Source organism: Sinobaca sp. H24 (assembly GCF_023845525.1).
On sequence record NZ_JALBWT010000027.1, the window covers coordinates 26,302 to 45,471 of the forward strand.

20 protein-coding genes, 8 pseudogenes and 1 riboswitch are annotated in these 19,170 nt (G+C 43.3%); of the genes and pseudogenes, 27 read left to right on the top strand and 1 reads right to left on the bottom strand.

Features of this window, described 5'->3' with window-relative positions; all coding sequences use genetic code 11:
* Positions 1-101: 101 nt before the first annotated feature.
* From rpmG to MMY81_RS24320, 23 genes and pseudogenes are all read left to right on the top strand, one after another.
* Entirely contained in the window at positions 102-251 is a 150-nt protein-coding gene (gene rpmG, locus MMY81_RS24205) for a 50S ribosomal protein L33 (protein WP_120193388.1), read from the top strand.
* A 110-nt stretch (positions 252-361) separates the two neighbouring features.
* A complete protein-coding gene (locus MMY81_RS24210; RefSeq protein WP_252314837.1) occupies positions 362-925 on the top strand; it encodes a 5-formyltetrahydrofolate cyclo-ligase in 564 nt (187 codons plus the stop codon).
* Positions 922-1,707: a DUF92 domain-containing protein gene (locus MMY81_RS24215; RefSeq protein ID WP_252314838.1), complete on the top strand. Its 786-nt coding sequence runs from the start codon at positions 922-924 to the stop codon at positions 1,705-1,707. Before MMY81_RS24210 ends, MMY81_RS24215 begins: the two co-directional genes overlap by 4 nt.
* A gap of 61 nt (positions 1,708-1,768) precedes the next feature.
* Positions 1,769-2,509, top strand: a complete 741-nt coding sequence (locus MMY81_RS24220; RefSeq protein WP_252314839.1) for an HAD family hydrolase — start codon at positions 1,769-1,771, stop codon at positions 2,507-2,509.
* A 5-nt stretch (positions 2,510-2,514) separates the two neighbouring features.
* On the top strand, positions 2,515-2,877 hold the full coding sequence (locus tag MMY81_RS24225) for a hypothetical protein (protein WP_252314840.1): 363 nt from the start codon (positions 2,515-2,517) through the stop codon (positions 2,875-2,877).
* Entirely contained in the window at positions 2,864-3,805 is a 942-nt protein-coding gene (locus MMY81_RS24230) for a rhomboid family intramembrane serine protease (RefSeq protein ID WP_252314841.1), read from the top strand. Before MMY81_RS24225 ends, MMY81_RS24230 begins: the two co-directional genes overlap by 14 nt.
* A gap of 26 nt (positions 3,806-3,831) precedes the next feature.
* Positions 3,832-4,098: pseudogene (locus MMY81_RS35790) on the top strand (tetratricopeptide repeat protein); the annotation flags it as partial.
* Positions 4,099-4,115: 17 nt separating this feature from the next.
* Positions 4,116-4,343: a YqgQ family protein gene (locus tag MMY81_RS24245; protein WP_252314842.1), complete on the top strand. Its 228-nt coding sequence runs from the start codon at positions 4,116-4,118 to the stop codon at positions 4,341-4,343.
* Positions 4,340-5,304 (top strand): annotated as a pseudogene (locus MMY81_RS24250) (ROK family glucokinase). Before MMY81_RS24245 ends, MMY81_RS24250 begins: the two are co-directional and overlap by 4 nt.
* 42 nt (positions 5,305-5,346) lie before the next feature.
* A pseudogene (gene rocF, locus MMY81_RS24255) lies at positions 5,347-6,268 on the top strand (arginase).
* 36 nt (positions 6,269-6,304) lie between these two features.
* A pseudogene (gene aspA, locus MMY81_RS24260) lies at positions 6,305-7,678 on the top strand (aspartate ammonia-lyase).
* Between the two features lie 60 nt (positions 7,679-7,738).
* On the top strand, positions 7,739-8,395 hold the full coding sequence (locus MMY81_RS24265) for a hypothetical protein (RefSeq protein ID WP_252314843.1): 657 nt from the start codon (positions 7,739-7,741) through the stop codon (positions 8,393-8,395).
* A 416-nt stretch (positions 8,396-8,811) separates the two neighbouring features.
* Positions 8,812-9,348, top strand: coding sequence for an MTH1187 family thiamine-binding protein (locus tag MMY81_RS24270; protein WP_252314844.1), 537 nt, complete (start codon positions 8,812-8,814; stop codon positions 9,346-9,348).
* A gap of 197 nt (positions 9,349-9,545) precedes the next feature.
* Positions 9,546-9,713, top strand: coding sequence for a hypothetical protein (locus MMY81_RS24275; protein WP_252314845.1), 168 nt, complete (start codon positions 9,546-9,548; stop codon positions 9,711-9,713).
* Positions 9,714-9,777: 64 nt separating this feature from the next.
* A complete protein-coding gene (locus tag MMY81_RS24280; protein ID WP_308215466.1) occupies positions 9,778-10,605 on the top strand; it encodes an ATPase, T2SS/T4P/T4SS family in 828 nt (275 codons plus the stop codon).
* A complete protein-coding gene (gene comGB, locus MMY81_RS24285) occupies positions 10,595-11,623 on the top strand; it encodes a competence type IV pilus assembly protein ComGB (RefSeq protein WP_252314846.1) in 1,029 nt (342 codons plus the stop codon). The genes MMY81_RS24280 and comGB overlap by 11 nt, the downstream gene beginning before the upstream one ends.
* 17 nt (positions 11,624-11,640) lie before the next feature.
* Positions 11,641-11,784, top strand: a complete 144-nt coding sequence (locus MMY81_RS24290; protein ID WP_252314847.1) for a hypothetical protein — start codon at positions 11,641-11,643, stop codon at positions 11,782-11,784.
* Positions 11,781-12,089: a competence type IV pilus major pilin ComGC gene (gene comGC / locus MMY81_RS24295; RefSeq protein WP_252314848.1), complete on the top strand. Its 309-nt coding sequence runs from the start codon at positions 11,781-11,783 to the stop codon at positions 12,087-12,089. Before MMY81_RS24290 ends, comGC begins: the two co-directional genes overlap by 4 nt.
* The gene (comGD, locus tag MMY81_RS24300; RefSeq protein ID WP_252314849.1) at positions 12,089-12,538 is read left to right on the top strand and encodes a competence type IV pilus minor pilin ComGD; all 450 of its coding nucleotides are present in this window, start codon (positions 12,089-12,091) and stop codon (positions 12,536-12,538) included. The genes comGC and comGD overlap by 1 nt, the downstream gene beginning before the upstream one ends.
* Positions 12,522-12,854: a hypothetical protein gene (locus tag MMY81_RS24305; protein WP_252314850.1), complete on the top strand. Its 333-nt coding sequence runs from the start codon at positions 12,522-12,524 to the stop codon at positions 12,852-12,854. The genes comGD and MMY81_RS24305 overlap by 17 nt, the downstream gene beginning before the upstream one ends.
* Entirely contained in the window at positions 12,847-13,293 is a 447-nt protein-coding gene (locus MMY81_RS24310) for a competence type IV pilus minor pilin ComGF (protein WP_252314851.1), read from the top strand. Before MMY81_RS24305 ends, MMY81_RS24310 begins: the two co-directional genes overlap by 8 nt.
* The gene (locus MMY81_RS24315) at positions 13,290-13,601 is read left to right on the top strand and encodes a hypothetical protein (protein WP_252314852.1); all 312 of its coding nucleotides are present in this window, start codon (positions 13,290-13,292) and stop codon (positions 13,599-13,601) included. The genes MMY81_RS24310 and MMY81_RS24315 overlap by 4 nt, the downstream gene beginning before the upstream one ends.
* 116 nt (positions 13,602-13,717) lie before the next feature.
* Positions 13,718-13,955: pseudogene (locus MMY81_RS24320) on the top strand (DUF2626 family protein).
* A 69-nt stretch (positions 13,956-14,024) separates the two neighbouring features.
* Here the strand turns inward: MMY81_RS24320 and MMY81_RS24325 are convergent.
* A pseudogene (locus MMY81_RS24325) lies at positions 14,025-14,662 on the bottom strand (MBL fold metallo-hydrolase).
* A 158-nt stretch (positions 14,663-14,820) separates the two neighbouring features.
* Here MMY81_RS24325 and MMY81_RS24330 point away from each other — a divergent pair.
* The 4 genes and pseudogenes from MMY81_RS24330 to gcvPB form a co-directional block, all read left to right on the top strand.
* Positions 14,821-14,988: a DUF2759 domain-containing protein gene (locus MMY81_RS24330; RefSeq protein WP_252314853.1), complete on the top strand. Its 168-nt coding sequence runs from the start codon at positions 14,821-14,823 to the stop codon at positions 14,986-14,988.
* 16 nt (positions 14,989-15,004) lie between these two features.
* Positions 15,005-15,102: riboswitch (glycine riboswitch) on the top strand.
* Positions 15,103-15,241: 139 nt separating this feature from the next.
* Positions 15,242-16,337, top strand: a pseudogene (gene gcvT, locus MMY81_RS24335) (glycine cleavage system aminomethyltransferase GcvT).
* 18 nt (positions 16,338-16,355) lie between these two features.
* Entirely contained in the window at positions 16,356-17,708 is a 1,353-nt protein-coding gene (gene gcvPA, locus MMY81_RS24340) for an aminomethyl-transferring glycine dehydrogenase subunit GcvPA (RefSeq protein WP_252314854.1), read from the top strand.
* Positions 17,705-19,152: pseudogene (gcvPB, locus tag MMY81_RS24345) on the top strand (aminomethyl-transferring glycine dehydrogenase subunit GcvPB); the annotation flags it as partial. The gene gcvPA and the pseudogene gcvPB, both read left to right, overlap by 4 nt.
* Positions 19,153-19,170: the final 18 nt, after the last annotated feature.

A 19,170-nucleotide genomic window follows, 5' to 3' on the forward strand; every position in this document is an offset into this window, starting at 1 on the left:
ATCTCAGACGCGCTGAAAAGAAAAAACACTTGATAGACAAGATGGTATTTGCTATCATAGTTAAGTATGATTGAAGATAAAGAAAGGGGAGGGATATTGTTATGAGAGTACAAGTTACCCTGGCCTGCACGGAAACAGGAGATCGTAATTACATGACTTCTAAAAACAAGCGCACAAACCCAGAGCGTATTGAAATGAAAAAATACAGCCCGCGTTTAAGAAAGCATACGATCCACCGCGAAACAAAATAAGCAGAAGGAGATTATCTCCTCTGCTTATTTTTTTTGTAAAAAAAGGTATCAGATTTTTAACGAATGCACGATATAATGAAACCTGAACCTGAAACATTAAGGAGGCAGCAATGAACGATAAAAGGAAATTAAGAGAGCAAACGTACCAGCATTCCAAAGCACTGACCCCGGCTTTACATAAAACGATGCAGGATAAGGTATATGATCATTTATTTTCGTCCGATATTTGGAAAAGATCAGATAAAATAGCGGTGACCTTAGCAACAGGAAGAGAAATCGATACAAAACCTATTATTGAAAAAGCATGGGACCAGCATAAACAGACAGCTGTCCCTAAAGTAGATCCGATGAAACGATCCCTTCACTTTTACAGCATTGATTCCTTTCGTGATTTAGTGGAAGGCTTTGCGGGTATTATGGAACCAGCGCAGAAGGAAAAGCAGGAATGGGACAAAAATGATTTTGACCTTGTTGTCGTGCCGGGAATGGTTTTCGACCGGGAAGGCTACCGCATTGGATTCGGCGGTGGTTACTACGACCGGTTTTTAGAAGACTGCCGTGCTTGCACGTGCTCTCTTGCTTTTGACTATCAGCTGATCGAGCATGTGCCAAGAGAAGCGCATGATATACCTGTTCAGGCGGTGATTACGGAAAAGGGAGTTATTTACAGATGATCACAGCATACCTTTTCATAGTTGGTGCTGCCGCGGCTGCATATAAAGCAGCCGCATTAACGGCAGGCGGAGCTCTTACAGCGGCTGTAATCGGCAGTGTAATATGGTTTGGCTTAGGCTGGCAGGGTTTTTCTCTGCTGCTGCTTTTTTTTATTACTTCTTCTTTGTTTTCCCTGCTTCCGGATAATAAAGAGGCGGAGGAGATCAATGCAGGAAATGGGGCAAGACGGGCTGGACAGGTATTTGCCAACGGCGGAGCTGCGGCTGTCAGTGCTCTACTTTACTGGATTACCGGAAGCGAGCTGTGGATTGCCGCTTTTGCGGGATCACTTGCTGCCGCGGCTTCAGATACATGGGCGTCTGAGTGGGGAAGCCGTTCGAACAGCCGCACGTATTTATTTCCAGGAGGACAGAAGGTGCCCGCTGGAACTTCAGGTGCCGTAACAGTACCGGGAACAGCTGCTGCCCTTCTCGGAGCGGTTTTTATTGGAGGAGCAGCTGCTTTTTTATTTTCTTCTTTCTTTTCTTCGATCTATATAATGGCTACAGCTGTTGCAGCGGCAGGCTTTTTGGGAAATCTGATGGATACAGGCACGGGTGCTTTTTTTCAGGTGACCTATCGATGCCGTCGATGCGGGCTGATAACGGAAAAGCAAATGCACTGCGGGAACTACACTCTTAAAACGAGTGGATGGAAATGGGCAGATAATGAAGCGGTCAATACGATCTGTACAGTAACAGGCGGCGGGCTATGCCTGCTGCTGCTCTGGCTTATAAGGTAAGGCCAAAAGTCGAAAATAGCGGAAACCCCTGCTATAATAGAGAAACAAAGAGGGGGCAATTATGAGGTGGGAAAGTATTTTTTTTGACCTGGACAACACATTATATAGTCATGAACTGGCATTTGAGAAATCTATTATTCATACATTTCAAAAAAGATACCGTCCTGATGAGACGATGAAGCATATAGATGAAAAAACATGGTTTGCCACATTTAAATATTACTGCGACAAGCTGTGGACAGAAATGGAAGAAGATATATTAACCTATGAAGAGTATAGGGTAGAGCGCTTTGCCCAAACAATGAAATATTTTGATATCGAAATGAATGAAAAGGAAGCAATGCTTTTTCATGATCAATATGAAAGAGAAGTAGCCAAATTCGTTGAACCATACAAGGGTATGAAAGAACTATTTGAGAACCTTTCTAAAGCCAATATTTATATAGGTATTATTACAAATGGAAAAAAAGAGACTCAGCTTGATAAATGGAAAGCGCTTCATGTTGAAAAATATATACCAAAAGAAAGAGTATATATTTCAGAAGAATTAGGAATTAAAAAACCAAACAGTAAAATATTCACGCAGGTACTTAAACAAATAAACAGCCGGCCCTCTAAAAGTCTCTATGTGGGAGACTCATGGTCACTTGATGTTCAGGCTTCCATGGAGGCCGGCATGGAATGTATTTTCTTAAACACAAGAGAAGAGCCCAGGCAGAATGGGCAGCCTCCGTTTGCAGAATGCGAAAATTTCGAGGAAGCGGCCCGCTTGATAGTCAGCCGGATAAACCCAGGAGGATAACTACCATGAATATTGCCCTGCAAACGCACTTATACTGGAAATTTATTCATCGATTAGTCGTTCATGAACGTTTCAGGGTTTTTGAAAAAAGCAAAGACAAAAAACAGATATGGCTCGAGAAGGAAACAGAAGAAGGAACGGTGCTTGTCCGCGTTGCACGCGTCGAGTACGATTGGTTCAACCGCCTGGAAAGAGACCAGGAGGAGGCGGAAAAAGCAGCACCGGCGATAAAAAAAGCTCTCGGAACGAGAAAAATAATCTTTTACAATGTTTACATTACATCCTATCCGCCTGTTGATATGGATTCATCGTTTAAATCAATGCTGGAATCAAAAGTATTCGAGCAGTCTTTTTTTGTTATCAAATGATGGTGAAAGAAACATAGCTGATTCTCCACAGAGTATCCTGTCGATTATTCTAAAAAAAGAGTCGGACTGGGAAGAAGAACATTCCATCTGGAATGTAGAAGAACCAGAAGAAGAACTAAAAGCCCGGACACGCAGTTATCGGGAAGAAGTGGAAAAGCAGCAGGAAGAAATTGAAACGAAAGAACGCAGCCTTTTCTTTTATGGTAAGCCGATTCTTACTTATGCTCTGCTTGCTTCGATTTTTATTATGTTCTTTCTGCTTGAACAGGCCGGCGGCAGTATGAATATGGCTACGCTGATTGACTTCGGAGCGAAATATAATCCGGGAATTATCGATGGAGAATGGTGGAGACTTTTTTCCGCTGCGTTTCTTCATATTGGTTTTCTCCATTTATTTATGAACTCGCTTGCTTTGTTTTACCTTGGAGGGGCGGTAGAGCGGATTTTTGGAACACGGCGATTTTTCTTTATCTATACTGCAGCAGCTGCAGTAGGTTCACTTGCCAGCTTTTCTTTTAATGAGCAAGTGTCAGCGGGCGCATCCGGCGCAATTTTCGGTTGTTTCGGAGCCTTGCTTTATTTTGGCTGGGTGCATAAAAAATTGTTTTTTCGAACGATGGGATTTAACGTGCTGATTATTCTCGTAATTAACCTTGGTTTTGGATTTGCGGTACCGGCAATAGATAATGGCGCCCATATTGGCGGATTGATCGGCGGTTTTCTTGCAGCCGGGGCAGTTCATCTTCCTAACAGCGGCCGCAGAAAAACGCAGATTCCCCTGTTAGTTGGAACAGCAGTCCTGACTATAGGGTTGTATTGGTTTGGAATGACCAATGAAAATAAAGCCGGATCAGCTATGATGAATCAGCAGATAGCAAGAGACCTTGCTGAAAAGGAGAATATGAAGAAGCGAGAGACCTTCTTTTAAATACAAGGGAGAACAGTGATACAGAAGACGTACAAACCGTATTTTTACTAGGATATACAGAATCTTATTTAGAAAATTATGAAGAGGCGAGCCATTATTTTGAAGAAACGATTGAATTGGAACCGGAATTTGCTGAAGCTCACTACAATCTAGCTTTAACGTACATTGAGCTTTCCCGGCCGCAGGAAGCGGAAGAAGCCCTCAATGAAGCAAGAAGAACCGAGGGGGAACGGGAGTCGGAGGAGGAACTGGATTTTGATCTGGTCGAAGAAAGACTGGATGAGATTTCCTAAGAAAGAAGGGTTTAGGCTTGTTCAGCGAGAATATGAAAACAATAGCAGATGTGAGAAAGTGGCTCGTCAATAGAGGAACGGTCATCTATACTAGAGACCGAATGGCCGATCTTGACATGATGGACCAGGAAATTACCGAATTTTATCAGCAGGGTATGGCAGACAAAACAGCTTACCTGCAGGCAAAGCGAATTATCTCAACTGAAAAGCAAATAGAGCAGCAGAAAAGGGGCAGACAGGAATGAATAAAACGTACCTTATAGGGATTGACGTTGGTGGTACAACAGTAAAAATGGCTGTATTTTCCAAAGAGGGAGAAATGGTAGATAAATGGTCTATTCCAACAAACAAAGCAGATGCCGGGAGCCATATCGTTCATGATATAGCCGCATCTGCAGAAAACATCTGGAAAAAGCAGGCATCAATAAAAAAGACTGTATTGCAGCTGGTATAGGAGTACCCGGCTTTATTGACATGGAGCACGGGATTATCGATCTGGCTGTAAATGTTGGATGGAAAAAGTATCCTATAGCAGATAAACTTTCAGAAGTATTAGGGATCCCCGCTGTAGTAGATAACGATGCTAACCTGGCAGCAGCTGGAGAATACTGGCAGGGTGCCGGCAGCGGTGCCAACGATGTTATTTTTTTAACGCTTGGAACCGGAGTAGGCGGCGGTATCATCATAAATGGAGAAATTATTCATGGCACAAAGGGTATGGCAGGAGAAATAGGACACGTAACCGTTATTTCCGAAGGCGGAGCTCCGTGCAACTGCGGCAAAACCGGCTGCCTTGAGACGGTTTCTTCCGCGACGGGAATGGTAAGGCTTGCGAAAGAAGCAGCAGCGGAAAATCCATCTTCTGCTCTCGCAGTACATGTGGAGCAAGGGAAAGAACTAACGACGAAAGAATTGTTTGCATTTGCAGCATCCGGTGATGAGGCGGCCCGGGCTTGTATTCATGAATCACTGCACTACCTTGGTCTTGCAGCAGCGAATATAGGCAATGTACTCAACCCGGAAAAATTCATAATCGGCGGCGGTGTATCCGCTGCAGGAGATAGTCTGCTGCAGGCGCTGCGCTCACATTTTAATACGTATGCACTTGAAAGAGTCAGAGAAAGCGTGGAATTTTCAACGGCTTCCCTTGGAAATGATGCAGGAGTCATAGGTGCTGCCTGGCTTGCAAAAAAAACGTTCAGTTAAAATAATAACAGCGTCATTTCAAATAGAGACGAGGGAATACATATGAAAAAGCAGATTACGATGCTTGGAGTACCCATGGATTTGGGACAGAGTCGAAGAGGCGTCGACATGGGCCCAAGCGCCATACGATATGCAGGAATTGTAGAAAGGCTTAGAAAAATCGGGTGCGACATCGAAGATGCTGGTAATATAGAAGTATCAAATGCACCTGGAGCACAGGTATCAGAAGAAAAAAACCTGACAAATTTTGCTGAAGTACGAAACACGAGTGAAAAACTAGCCGAACGTGTTTCCCGCATTTTAATGAGCTCCCGCTTTCCTTTAATTTTAGGAGGCGATCATAGTATTGCAATTGGCAGTATTGCGGGGGCTTCTGCTCATTTTGAGAAAATGGGGGTTATTTGGTATGATGCCCATGGAGATTTAAATACAGCAGAAACCTCACCTTCGGGGAATATTCACGGGATGCCGCTTGCGGTATCTCTTGGCAGGGGACATGAGAACCTGGTGAATATTCATCAGCACGGGACAAAAGTAAAGCCGGAGCACGTTGTGATTATCGGCGCAAGAGACCTGGATGAAGGAGAAAAAGACTATATTTCAGAAACAGGGATGCTCGTATTCACGATGCATGAGGTAGATCGGCTTGGACTGGCAGAAGTAATGGATAGAACGCTTCGACATGTAGCTGAATGCGATGGGGTGCATCTAAGCCTGGATCTGGATGGCCTTGATCCACATGATGCTCCAGGAGTCGGAACGCCGGTTCCTGGTGGAATGAGCTACAGGGAAAAGCCATTTAGCGATGGAAATTCTGGCAGAAGCTGATATCATTACAAGTGCAGAGTTTGTTGAGGTGAACCCGATCCTGGACGAAAGAAACAAGACGGCTGAGGCCGCTGTAGCACTTATGGGATCATTATTTGGAGAAAAATTAAAAATAAAGGGAGTAAAAAATGACTGATTCAGGACGGAAAGAGATTTTTTAGGTGAAAAACAGGTGCCGGCTGAAGCATATTACGGTATTCAAACGATCCGTGCCAAAGAGAATTTTCCTATTACGGGATATCCGCCGCATCCAGAATTAATTAAAGCATTTGGATATGTAAAAAAGGCAGCCGCCCTTGCCAACACGGAAGTCGGTGTCCTGCGTAAAAACATATCAGAGGCCATTATACAGGCTGCAGATGAAGTAATAGAAGGCAGATTTAATGATCAATTTATCGTTGACGCTATTCAAGGCGGGGCCGGTACGTCATTTAATATGAATGCTAATGAAGTAATTGCGAACAGGGCGATCGAAATTATGGCGGGGGGGAAAGGGCAGTACTTGATGGTAAGCCCTAATACACATGTAAACATGGCCCAGTCTACCAATGATGCTTTTCCTACAGCGATCCACATTGCCGCCCTGCACTTGTCAAAAGGGCTGGAGGATTCGCTGACAGAATTAATTTCGGCTATGGAAACAAAAGAAAAAGAATTCGATGATGTTATAAAAATGGGACGAAACACATCTGCAGGATGCTGTTCCTATTAGACTTGGCCAGGAGTTTGGTGCTTATAGAAGAGTACTGGGCCGAGATTTAAGACGTATTAAGCGCGCTGTAGAACATTTGTATGAAATCAATCTGGGGCTACGGCAGTAGGTACCGGCTTGAATGCAAAACCGGAATATATTGTCCGGGCAGCCAAACATCTTGTAAACCTTACCGACATGCCATTTGTCAGTGCGGAAAATCTTGTCGATGCCACGCAGAATACAGATGCCTACACAGAGCTTTCGGGTGCATTGAAAGTGCATGCGATAAATCTATCTAAAATTGCCAACGATCTTCGGTTAATGAGTTCTGGTCCACGGACGGGATTCAATGAAATCAATCTGCCGTCGCGTCAGCCTGGCTCGTCTATCATGCCTGGAAAAGTAAATCCGGTTATGTGTGAAGTTATCAATCAAATTTCTTTTCAGGTTATAGGAAATGACCATACGATCAGCCTCGCCTCAGAAGCCGGTCAGCTGGAATTAAATGTTATGGAACCGGTGCTCGTATTTAATCTGCTGCAGTCTTTATCAATCCTGCAGAATGGTCTGGAAGTATTTAAAGAATTTGCTGTAGATGGAATCACAGCAAACGTTGAGCACAATAAGGATCTGGTAGAAAGAAGTGTCGGGATTATTACGGCTATTAACCCGCATGTCGGCTATGAAGCTGCTTCGAGAATTGCTAAAGAGGCTATTGAAACCGGACGAAGCGTGCGGGAGATCTGCTTGGAGAGAGGCATTCTTTCTGCAGAAGAGCTTGATGAAATACTGAATGCTAAAGAGATGACCAATCCAGGTATTGCAGGAGCTAAATTTATGTATCAGGACTAAGTAAAGGGCTCCAGTTTTCTGAGGAGCCTTTTTCTTTGTTTCTGCAGAGAGGGGCCGAGTATGTTTAGAAGCAATAAACTGGTCGTTATACTTCCGCTTATTCTTACGGTATTTATGTTTGCAAGTGGTATATATTATCTTAATCAGACAGAATCGATAACAAACGAAGAACTCAGCGAAAGCATCAGCTGGCTTCCACACCTTACAAAAGAAGGGGAACAAACTTTATTAGAGGCCGAATGGCTCTGGGAGGCTTCCCCGGACGATGGAATTACAGGCACAGATTACATAGGCGTAACGTTTCTTGACGGGAATGGAGATGCACTTGCCGGCAGCGAAATAAATGAAACCGCGGTAACACTTCGGCACAGTGAGGAAACGATATTTGAAGGGGAAGGGGAAAAAAAAGAAGATGGGGTTTTGTTTGTGTTCCCCAACCAGGCAGATGATCACGAAACGTATGGTAATGACGGCAGGGTGGAAGTTGTTTTGAACAGCAGTGAAGCCGAAGAAGCGGTTATTACCTATCTGCATACATGGAAAGAGCATGAAGAAATCAATACAGAGGATCTCCGTTTTTTTGATCCTGGGTTTGAAGAAAGCGACCATATGGACGATTATTACTGGGTAACGGAACAGTTGGTACAGACTGGGGAGCCCCGTAATGAAAGGCCTCTCTTTCAAAAAGGCGTGATGTTTTTGGGAAGCATTACATAAGCATCTGTATCGAGCACAAAGGACAGCAGTGTGTATATGCTTTGGATAAAACAAAACAAACATGTGTAAAATAGGCTGGCTTCTGCTCCAGTCCCTGCCTGCCGGATACAAAGCAGGCTTATTTTTGCTGGGACTCCTGCTCGTAATAAGAGCGGCAGGCGGTATAAGCACAGCAGAGTGGGAAATGACAAGACTTCCCTTTTATACCTTAGTGCTTCTTTTTTTCGGGTCCCATTTTATTTTTCCAAAAGAATGGAGACAATATCACGGAGCGGAACATAAGTATTTTCTTATAAAGGTTTAAAAACCATCGAAAACGTTAATGGAATAACAGTGGCTGCTATAACGAATCGCTATTGTTCAACAAATGTAGTGATTTTCTACTTTGCAGGTTTTATTACAGGCACCGGTTTCTTATGGAGTTTATTAGACCTGTCCACAGCAGCCGCAGAAGTGCCTGGGGTAATGCAGCTTTTGCCGCTGCGGGCTATAAATGGCTTTATAAAAGCAGCACAAATAGATGGCATAAGCGGCTTTTGCGTATGTCCTACTGGACGCAAAAGCATATAGCTTGTGCAGAGCCGTCGCATAAGCATCTCACTGCAGCCGTTCTGGCCTATCAATTATTACTGAAAAAAGAGAGGGATATTATGGCAATTATTGATATTACAGTAGTACCAATTGGAAAAGATACAGGAATGAGCGAAGATGTAGCAGAGATTGAAAAAGTGCTGGATCAGCACACGGATAAAATTGACGTTCAGCTGACGCCAATGAGCACATTAATCGAAGGAGACATGAAAGATCTTTTGGCAGTCATAGAAGAGATTCATGAAATTCCTTTTAAAAGAGGGGCTCAACGGGTGTCCACCAATATTCGAATTGATGACCGTCGTGATAAAGAAGGAAAACAGATGAAAAGGAAACTGGATTCTGTTCAAGATAAAATGTAAAAAGCATTGCTTTTCTTTACAGTAAGGCATTCTTCGTTCAAACGAAGAATGCCTTACTTTTTTTAAATAAATAAATTATAGGCATAAAGACTTTATAAAAAGTAAAAATATAGAATTTATTTAGTTCGAAAGCTTTTCAAATTCTATATGATAGAGTACAATAATAATATTCTAAAGGAAAGCAGGTGGATCAGTGATTGCAGGATATTGAAAAACAAAGCAGGCTGCTAATAGACAAAGCACTAGCGCTGCACGCATCAGATATTCATTTTCATCCGAAAGACAATGAAACAGCTGTTTTTTTCGGGTTAAAGGCATGCTTCATTTCAGCCACTCTATTTCATCACGTCAATCCGACAGATTGACGGCCCATTTTAAGTTCAGAGCGGGCATGGATATAGGTGAGCAGAGGCGTCCCCAAACGGCTCTATATTTATCCGCTATACCTCTCCAGCCGTTCATCTACGATTTTCCACGATTCCATCACAGTTTAAAGAAAGCCTCTCGATTCGTATTTTACCTCAAACTGCCGGACAGACACTGCAGTATTTGTCGTTTGATTCCTGCATTAGAAAGCTATTCACCTCTCTTATGAACAAATCCAACGGTATGATTGTACTAACAGGAGCCACAGGTTCAGGAAAGACGACCTCTCTTTATACGTTAATGAATGAAATAAAAAAACGAGTCAGAGTTATTAGTATAGAAGATCCGGTAGAGATAAAAAACGATGCTTACATACAAATGAGCGTTAATACGAAAGCCGGGCTGACCTATTCAGAATTATTAAAAGCTTCGATGCGCCAGGACCCGGACGTTATTATGGTCGGAGAAATACGTGATGAGGAAACGGCTCGTCTCGCCATTCGAGCTGCATTAACAGGACATTTGGTACTGACTACGATGCATGCTAAATCACCGGTGAGTGCACTGCAGCGGTTTTATGATTTTGGCTGCTCCAGACTTGATCTAAAAGAAACACTGCTTGCCGTATCCACGCAGGAGCTCATACTCCGTCACTGCAGCTGGTGTTATCCTTCCCCATGCTCTCCTTTATGCTCCCGCCATCAGCACGCCTCCAGATTCCCTGTTTATGATATGCTGACTGGTTCCAGTCTCCAGAAAGCGCTGCAGAACCCTCTCCAATCTTCCAATCAATCCAACCCTATTTATGAGCGTCAATTAGCGAAAGCAGCGGCTTTTCAACTGCTGCCGTCTTATTATTTCCTCGATAAGGAGGAAACCAGTGAAAGATAAATGGAAAAAGAAAGACAAGGCAGCTTTCCTGGAAAAATGCGGGGAACTGCTGACAAACGGATATACTCTTGATCAGGCGCTTCATCTGCTTACATGGGAACAGCCTCAATTTATTAAAGAAAATGTGGAATGGATGATAGAGGAATTAAAAAAAGGGAGTTCTTTTCACGATCTGCTGGCGCCGCTTCATTTTCCAGCAGACGTCACTGCATTTGTTTATTTCTCAGAGCAGTCGGGCACGCTTAACCAGGGATTGGAAGATGCCGGAAGACATTATGCGAGAAGACTTGCGGTCCTGCATGAGCTGAAAAAAATGTCGATGTATCCTCTGCTGTTAATTTGGATCCTTTTTATGATTGGATTTGTTATGCTTCAATACCTTTTCCCGCAGTTTGAACAGCTGTTTACCTCTCTGCACGTGGAGCTGCCTTTATTTACGAATGCGGTCTTTATTGGAGTCCGCTATGCACCTTATCTGCTTATTCCACCTATGTTTGCAGGGATTGTGCTTGTTCTTTGGTGGACCGTTTACTTCAGACGTATTTCCCCGACAAAAAAAGTAGAACACCTCATGCGTATTCCTCTGTTATCTTCTTATATTAGATTATTTCTTACCCAGTATTTTTCATTCCAAATGAGTAGTCTGTTGAAAGGAGGACTGTCCATTCATAATGCCTGTCTTGTGTTTGAAAAACAGGATCATTTTTTGTTTTTTCAAGAACAGGGGTGTGCGCTGAAGGATCGCCTCAGGGAAGGACAGCCCTTAGCCGATGCGCTGGAAGCCCTTAATGTTTTTCAGGAAGAAATGAAATTTGTTATATCCCACGGGCAGGCTTCGGGTAAATTAGGAAATCATTTATCGTTTTACAGCGAGAGGCTTTTGCATCTTCTCGAAGAAAAAGTCAAAAAAGCGGTAATGATTTTTCAGCCTGTTTTATTTTCGGCTGTAGGTTTTATTGTTCTCAGCTTGTTTCTTGCCGTATTTTTACCAATGTTTGAACTAATGAATGCTATTTAAAAAAAGGAGGTACACAGATGCCGGTTATATCAGAAAAGACACCATTTGCAGAAGAAGAATTTATGGTGCTTCAGGAAAAAGTAACAAAGCTTGAACAGATTCAGGAGGAAAATATTGAAGCTCTGTTAAAAATTATTATTCAAAGGAGAAACGGCGCATGACAAAAAGAAATATGAAAGAATCGGGATTTACGATGGTGGAAATGCTTATTGTTCTATTGATTATTACCGTTCTTTTATTGATTGCCATTCCAAACGTTGTTACCAATAACGGAGTGGCTCAGAATAAAGGCTGTGACGCTACGATTAAACTGTTGGAATCACAGGCAGCCGCATATGCAGTAGAATACAATAAAGCCCCGTCTTCTCTCAGTGAACTTCAGGAAGCGGAATATGTCGATAGAATAACCTGCCCGGATGAATCGCCTCTCGTACTGGAAAATGGGAAAGTGCGCAAAGGGTCTTAATGACACCAGTATTCAATGAAAAAGGGCATACGATGACAGAAATGCTGATTGTGCTGGGAATACTTATTATATTTACTGCCTGGCCTATACACAGTCTCTATACATTTTATCAGGTAAAAGAAATCGAACGATTTCTGCATGTGCTTGAAGAAGATTTGCTGTTTGCCCAGCAATACGCATATTCTCATGAAGAAGTAACTCAATTTTTATTTAATTCAAGCGCTGGATCTTACAGCATAAAACCTTTTCATTCATCAGCTGTTAAATCAAAGAAAATGCCGGAAGGAGTGTATGTAGAAAGCGCCAGTTTAAAAGAGTCAGATGTTGTTTTTACGGCAAATGGCAACATCCGCCGGCCGGGAACATTGACGATTGATACACCGAATAAGCGGTACAGACTGGTTTTTCTGCTTGGCAGCGGGAGGTTTTATATTGAACCAATGGGATAAGGGTTTTACGCTGCTTGAATCCACAGGGGCTCTTGCTTTAATTCTGCTTGCCGGACTGTTCGTGCTTCCTTTGTATACAACAGCTTCTATAGAAATTCGTTCGGTTCAGGAAGAGCAGAGAGCTCTGGCTGTTCTGGAAGAAGAGGCATGGCTTGTAAACACAGCAGATGTTACGAAACAGCCCTATCAGTCTAAGAGCCCGAGGGACATATATACTTTACACAGCTATAGGGAAAAGGGCGGAACCACGGTTTGTGTGGAATGGGAGGCACAAAATAAACGAAATTCGAAAAAATGCCTGCATGTATATGGGTGAAGAATCAGGATTTACTCTCATTGAAACAGTACTATCTTTAGCAATAACGCTCATTGTTGTTGTACTGATTATCCCTTTTATAGGGGTATTCTCCAGCGATTTGATAAAAGGAAGACAGGACATTCCGATATTTTTTCAGCAGCTTAAAACGGATTTTGATTATGCCCATGAGTTAGAAATAGAAGAAAACCGGATAGTAATAAAAGAACCAGAGGATGAACGTCTTTATGAACAGCGGGAAGACCGGATTGTGCGTAGAAAAAACAATGAAGGATTTGAAATTGTTCTCCAGAATGTGGAAACGTTTTACGTGGAGCCCAGAAAATATGGTGCTTATATTACAGTGATAGAAAAAAACGGACGAAAATGGGAGACGCCTGCAGGATTCCGCCTGTCGGTCATAGGGAGGGATGGAGGCTGGATCAAAAGGGAGGAATGATGCCTATAGCCGCAGCACTATGCGCACTATGCGCCGGACTGGCAATGCTCATGGTTGGAAGCTATGCGGTTCATAAACAAAACGCAGTGCTTCATGAACAAAGTATCAGGCTGGAATGGACGCTTCAAAATGCAGAAAAGAAATGGTATCAGGATGGAAAACAGGCGGGGAAACAGGAATATATTTTTCCTGAAGCAAAGGCTGTAATTAATTCCAGCTCTCCTGTATCCGAAAAGCCCGTGTCAAGATTACAGCGCAGCTCGAGAGCGGAGAGGAAAGGAGCCACTCCTTTTATTATGAATCGATGAACTAAAGCTTTGAAAGCATTTACAAATAGAAGTTTTCTGCTATATACTATATACAACTACTCTTATTTAAAGGGCATACATAATAGCGCTAATGATAAGAAAAGGGGGTATGTTGAATGGATCGCATGTTTCGGGTGATTTCATTTTGGACGACTGTATTTGCAGTGCTTTTCTTGTTGGGGATATGTTTCAAATGGCTGTTTTCTTTTTTGCTCAGACCGCTGTTTTTCTGGACTTGGTTTCATGAACTTATCTGAACGAATGTATGTTTATATTTTTGGCATCTATTTAACCGTTTTTTTTGTAGGATTTACTTATTACACCACATTTATGATGGAAACAGGTTTTCATTAGAAATGCCGTTTTTTTCAAAACAAAAAGGCTCCCATCGAGAGCCTTTTTGTTTTGTATTCTAGTATTGTTTTAAGAAAACCCATGAAGAAAAGGGTTAGAGGCCATCTCATTTCCAATCGTAGTAACATTCCCATGGCCGCAGGCAACAGAAGTTTCTTCAGGAAGCGGCATAAGCGCTTCGTTAATGCTGGTAATAAGCGTTTCGTAGTCTCCGCCCGGCAGGTCCGTCCGGCCAATGCCGCTTTCAAATAATACGTCTCCTGAAAAACGGTTTTTGTTTCTTTATGGTAAAAAGAAATGCTGCCCGGTGAGTGGCCGGGAGTATGAAAGAGGGTAAAATGAAAAGATCCTATGTTGAGCTCGGATTCTTTCGTGATAAATACGTCAGCAGGCTCTGCTTTAATGGCTGCATCTCCTAAAAAGCGGGATGACCCATTTTTTTCAGGGTCTGTAAGCCAATCTTGTTCCGATTCATGCAGATAAACAGGTATATTCCATTTTTGACGCACATCTTCTACAGCGCCAATATGGTCAAAATGAGCATGGGTTAGCAGCACAGCCAGAGGTTGAAGGTTATTATCGGATAGCCAGGCATTTAGTACATCTCCATGTCCACCTGGGTCAAAAATAACGGCTTCTTTATTTTTATTAAATAACACATAACAATTTGTCTGCAGGGGGCCTAACGGTATTTGCTTCCAATCCATAATCAAGAGGACTCCTTTCGTTTGCCGGTCTATCATTTATTGTACGTTAAAAAAAATATAGGTGCAAAATAAGAAAACAAACGGTATAATTAAATCAATATCATAATTGTTTGAAAAATGTAAATAGAATACTGTACATATTAAAGGGGGTAGACCGCATGGCTTTAGGTGTAACACTTTTAATAGTGGCAATCCTGTGTGCTCTCGCTGTAGTAAGAGAATTAAGACGCCGTAATTTTTTTGCTGTTGGTTTTGCAGGAGTCGCTTTTTTAGTCTTTGGATGGTTTTCCGTCATGACGTTAATCAGCGGGGCACCAAGCATATAAAAAAGAATATCGACGGATGACGATAAAGGGAGAGCCCGCATACAGAGGAGCGGCGCCGAAGGAGCAAACTGCAGCAGCAGTGAATCTCTCAGGCAAACAGACTTTTATCCGACGAATCTCTGGAGAGTGCCCGTGAGCGGGCCACCCACGAAGACAGTCTCATAGAGATGAAACTTTCTGGTTTTAGGACAGAGAAACCCATATCAGGGGTTTCTCTGTCTTTTTTGTTTTTACAAATGAAGGAGGATATACAATGCCATTGCAGACACCGCTCTACACGCTATATGAAAAGTATGGGGCAAAAACAACGGATTTTGGAGGCTGGGAGCTGCCGGTTCGTTTTAGCAGTATTAAAGAAGAACATGAGGCGGTAAGAACAAAAGCTGGATTGTTTGATGTCTCTCACATGGGAGAAGCCATTGTAGAAGGGAAAGATGCAGAGGCTTTTCTGCAGAAAATGCTTACCAACAACCCGGCTTCATTGGAAAATGGCAAGGCCATGTACACTTTTTTGTGCAATGAACAGGGAGGGACGATTGATGACCTGCTTGTTTATCAACTGAATGAAGAAAAATATTTTCTCGTACTTAATGCAGCCAATACGTCGAAAGATGTTGACTGGCTTACGGAGCATGCCGGGCCGGACGTTCAAATAAAAGATATATCAAAAGAAACAGCTCTTCTTGCCCTGCAGGGACCTGCAGCAGAAGAAAATTCTACAGACATTAACACAAACTAACTTAAAAGAAATCAAGCCTTTTCGATTTTCTGAAAAGACAGAGCTTGCTGGGTGCCGGGTGCTTGCAAGCCGCACCGGCTATACGGGAGAAGATGGATTCGAAATTTACTGCAAAGCAGAAGATGCTGCGGGTATATGGGAGACGATCATGGAGGCAGGGGGCCCGCACGGTCTTTTGCCGGCAGGACTCGGAGCCAGGGACACGCTTCGTTTTGAAGCGAAGCTTCCTCTGTATGGACAGGAACTTTCTGATACCATTTCTCCTCTGGAGGCAGGAATGGGTTTCGCTGTGAAGCTGAAGGATTCCAGAGAATTTATTGGAAAAAAAGCACTGCAAAAGCAAAAAGAGGCCGGAGTTCCGAGAAAACTTGCTGGAATTGAAATGATCGATAAAGGTATACCCCGCACTGGCTACACCGTATTTTCTCCTGACTCCAGAGAAGTGGGCTTTGTCACTTCCGGAACGCAGTCTCCTACTCTTGGAAAGAATGTCGGTCTCGTTTTAATAGAAGCAGCAGCGGCAGAGTTGGGCAGTGAAGTTATTGTTGATGTTAGAGGCAAGAATAAAACAGCAAAAGTCGTACCGGTTCCATTTTATAAAAAAGGATAGGAAAGAGGAGGAATAAAAATGGATTTTCGATATTTGCCCATGACAGAAACCGATAAGCAGGAAATGCTAAAAACTATAGGAGTTTCCACTACAGAAGAACTTTTTGCCGATATTCCGGAAAAGATACGGTACAAAGGGGAAATGAAACTGCGTGCCCCATTGAATGAAACAGCATTAATGAAAGAACTGCAGCAGTTGAGTAATAAAAATGCTGATCTGCAGTCGTACCCCTCTTTTTTAGGCGCAGGAGTGTATGATCATTATATTCCTTCGATTGTTGATCATGTTATCAGGCGTTCAGAATTTTATACAGCTTACACTCCTTACCAGCCTGAAATTTCCCAGGGAGAGCTGCAGGCTATTTTTGAGTTTCAGACAATGATATGTGAACTAACTGGCATGGACATTGCCAATTCATCTATGTATGACGGCCATACCGCCCTTGCCGAAGCGGCACTGGTTGCAGGAAGCCAGCACAAAAGTTCCTCGCGGAAAATTTTAGTGTCGGAAGGTGTTCATCCGGAATCGCTGCACGTAATCGAAACCTATGCTTCCGGGCCGGGAATTATAGTGGAGACCATTCCTCTTACAGATGGAAAAACAGATATGGACGAGCTGGAAAAACAAATCGACGAGCATACAGCCGGTGTTATCCTTCAGTATCCTAATTTTTACGGCTCGATTGAAGATCTTCAGTCTGCAGAAAAACTAATCCACCAGCATAAATCCTTATTCATCGTATCAAGTAATCCGCTGGCACTTGGCGTACTGAAATCACCCGGCTCATTTGGTGCCGATATTGTTACCGGCGACGCCCAGCCTTTTGGTATCCCAACCCAGTTTGGCGGTCCGCACTGCGGATATTTTACGACAACAAAAAAATTAATGCGTAAAGTACCAGGCAGACTTGTCGGACAAACGGAAGATGAAGATGGAATCCGTGGATTTGTACTGACCCTCCAGACAAGAGAGCAGCACATCCGCAGAGACAAAGCGACATCCAACATCTGCTCGAATCAGGCACTTAATGCGCTGGCGGCATCTGTAGCAATGACTGCTCTCGGCAGACAGGGCGTAAAAGAAATGGCTGTGCAGAATGTGAAAAAAACACACTATTTGAAGCAGCAGCTTCAGCAGGCGGGCATAGAAATAACAGCAGAGCAGCCTGTGTTTAATGAATTTGTTATCCAGCTCCCGGACTCTGTCGATAACATAAATCGTTCTTTATTTGAACGCGGCATTATCGGCGGATATGATTTGGAACAGACGAAGGCAGGCAAAAAAGGGCAGATGCTCCTTTGTGTGACAGATAAACGCAGCAAAGCAGAGATGGATCACTTTGTGGAAGAATTGAAAGGGGTGCTGGCATGAATAAAGAACAGAAACTGATATTTGAATACAGTAAAACGGGACGTACCGGCTATTCGCTTCCGGAGCTCGAAGTGCCGGACGTGGACCTGGATATGATTCTGCCTGAGGAGATGCAGCGTACGGAAAACCCGGAACTGCCGGAAGTATCAGAGCTCCAGATTATGAGGCACTATACAGCTCTATCTACTAGAAATCACGGCGTTGATTCCGGCTTTTATCCACTCGGCTCATGTACGATGAAGTATAACCCAAAGATGAATGAAGACTCCGCCAGATTAAAAGGGTTTGCCCATCTTCATCCCTATCAGCCGGACTATCAGGTGCAGGGTGCCATGCAGCTGATGTTTGAACTGCAGGAAGAGTTAAAAGAGATAGCTGGTATGGACGAAGTAACCCTTCAGCCGGCTGCAGGAGCTCAGGGAGAATGGACCGGTCTGATGATGATTAGAGCGTTCCATGAGGCAAATGGGGACCACAAACGAACCAAGGTAATCGTTCCTGATTCGGCACATGGAACCAATCCGGCGTCAGCTACGGTAGCTGGATTTGATTCCGTAACGGTAAAGACCGATGAACGCGGTCTGGTTGACCTTGAACATTTAAAAGAAGTAACAGGAGAAGACACGGCCGCTTTGATGCTGACAAATCCTAATACGCTCGGACTGTTCGAAGAAGATATTCAGGAAATGGCAGCTATTATTCATCAGGCCGGCGGCAAGCTTTACTACGATGGAGCCAATTCCAACGCTATTTTAGGAATAGCACGTCCGGGCGATATGGGGTTTGATGTCGTTCACCTGAACCTGCATAAAACATTTACCGGGCCTCATGGCGGAGGAGGTCCGGGCAGCGGCCCTGTAGGCGTAAAAAAGGATTTAATTGCCTACCTGCCGAAACCGCTGCTTGTAGAAGAAAACGGAACCTACAAATGGGACTATGATCGTCCGGAATCTATTGGACGAGTAAAGCCTTTTTATGGAAATTTCGGAATCAATGTAAGAGCCCATACGTATATCCGCACGATGGGGGCTGAGGGGCTCCGCAAAGTATCTGAATACGCGGTACTGAATGCAAACTACCTGATGAGACTTCTCGAACCGTATTATGATCTTCCATATAATAGACACTGTAAGCACGAATTTGTTCTTTCTGGAAAAAGACAGAAACAGCTTGGTGTGAGAACGCTTGATATCGCTAAACGTCTGCTGGATTTTGGGTATCATCGCCTACTATATATTTTCCTACTAATGTAGAAGAGTGTATGATGTTTGAACCAACAGAGACAGAGGCTAAAGAAACGCTTGATGAATTTGCAGACGCTATGATTACGATCGCGAAAGAAGCAGAAGAAAGTCCGGAAACGGTTCAGGAAGCGCCGCATACGACAGTTATTAAAAGGCTGGATGAGACGCTTGCAGCAAGAAAGCCGGTTCTGCGACATGAATTTTCTAAAAAAGAAGAA

Bases quoted from the DNA above. Each gene is read 5' to 3' on its own strand.
- MMY81_RS24215 (WP_252314838.1), top strand. From the start codon at position 922: ATGATCACAGCATACCTTTTCATAGTTGGTGCTGCCGCGGCTGCATAT.
- MMY81_RS24330 (WP_252314853.1), top strand. From the start codon at position 14,821: ATGGCTTTAGGTGTAACACTTTTAATAGTGGCAATCCTGTGTGCTCTC.
- MMY81_RS24265 (WP_252314843.1), top strand. From the start codon at position 7,739: ATGTTTAGAAGCAATAAACTGGTCGTTATACTTCCGCTTATTCTTACG.
- MMY81_RS24210 (WP_252314837.1), top strand. From the start codon at position 362: ATGAACGATAAAAGGAAATTAAGAGAGCAAACGTACCAGCATTCCAAA.
- gcvPA (WP_252314854.1), top strand. From the start codon at position 16,356: ATGGATTTTCGATATTTGCCCATGACAGAAACCGATAAGCAGGAAATG.
- MMY81_RS24270 (WP_252314844.1), top strand. From the start codon at position 8,812: ATGGAGTTTATTAGACCTGTCCACAGCAGCCGCAGAAGTGCCTGGGGT.
- rpmG (WP_120193388.1), top strand. From the start codon at position 102: ATGAGAGTACAAGTTACCCTGGCCTGCACGGAAACAGGAGATCGTAAT.
- comGC (WP_252314848.1), top strand. From the start codon at position 11,781: ATGACAAAAAGAAATATGAAAGAATCGGGATTTACGATGGTGGAAATG.
- MMY81_RS24220 (WP_252314839.1), top strand. From the start codon at position 1,769: ATGAGGTGGGAAAGTATTTTTTTTGACCTGGACAACACATTATATAGT.
- MMY81_RS24310 (WP_252314851.1), top strand. From the start codon at position 12,847: ATGGGTGAAGAATCAGGATTTACTCTCATTGAAACAGTACTATCTTTA.
- MMY81_RS24315 (WP_252314852.1), top strand. From the start codon at position 13,290: ATGATGCCTATAGCCGCAGCACTATGCGCACTATGCGCCGGACTGGCA.
- MMY81_RS24290 (WP_252314847.1), top strand. From the start codon at position 11,641: ATGCCGGTTATATCAGAAAAGACACCATTTGCAGAAGAAGAATTTATG.
- MMY81_RS24225 (WP_252314840.1), top strand. From the start codon at position 2,515: ATGAATATTGCCCTGCAAACGCACTTATACTGGAAATTTATTCATCGA.
- comGD (WP_252314849.1), top strand. From the start codon at position 12,089: ATGACACCAGTATTCAATGAAAAAGGGCATACGATGACAGAAATGCTG.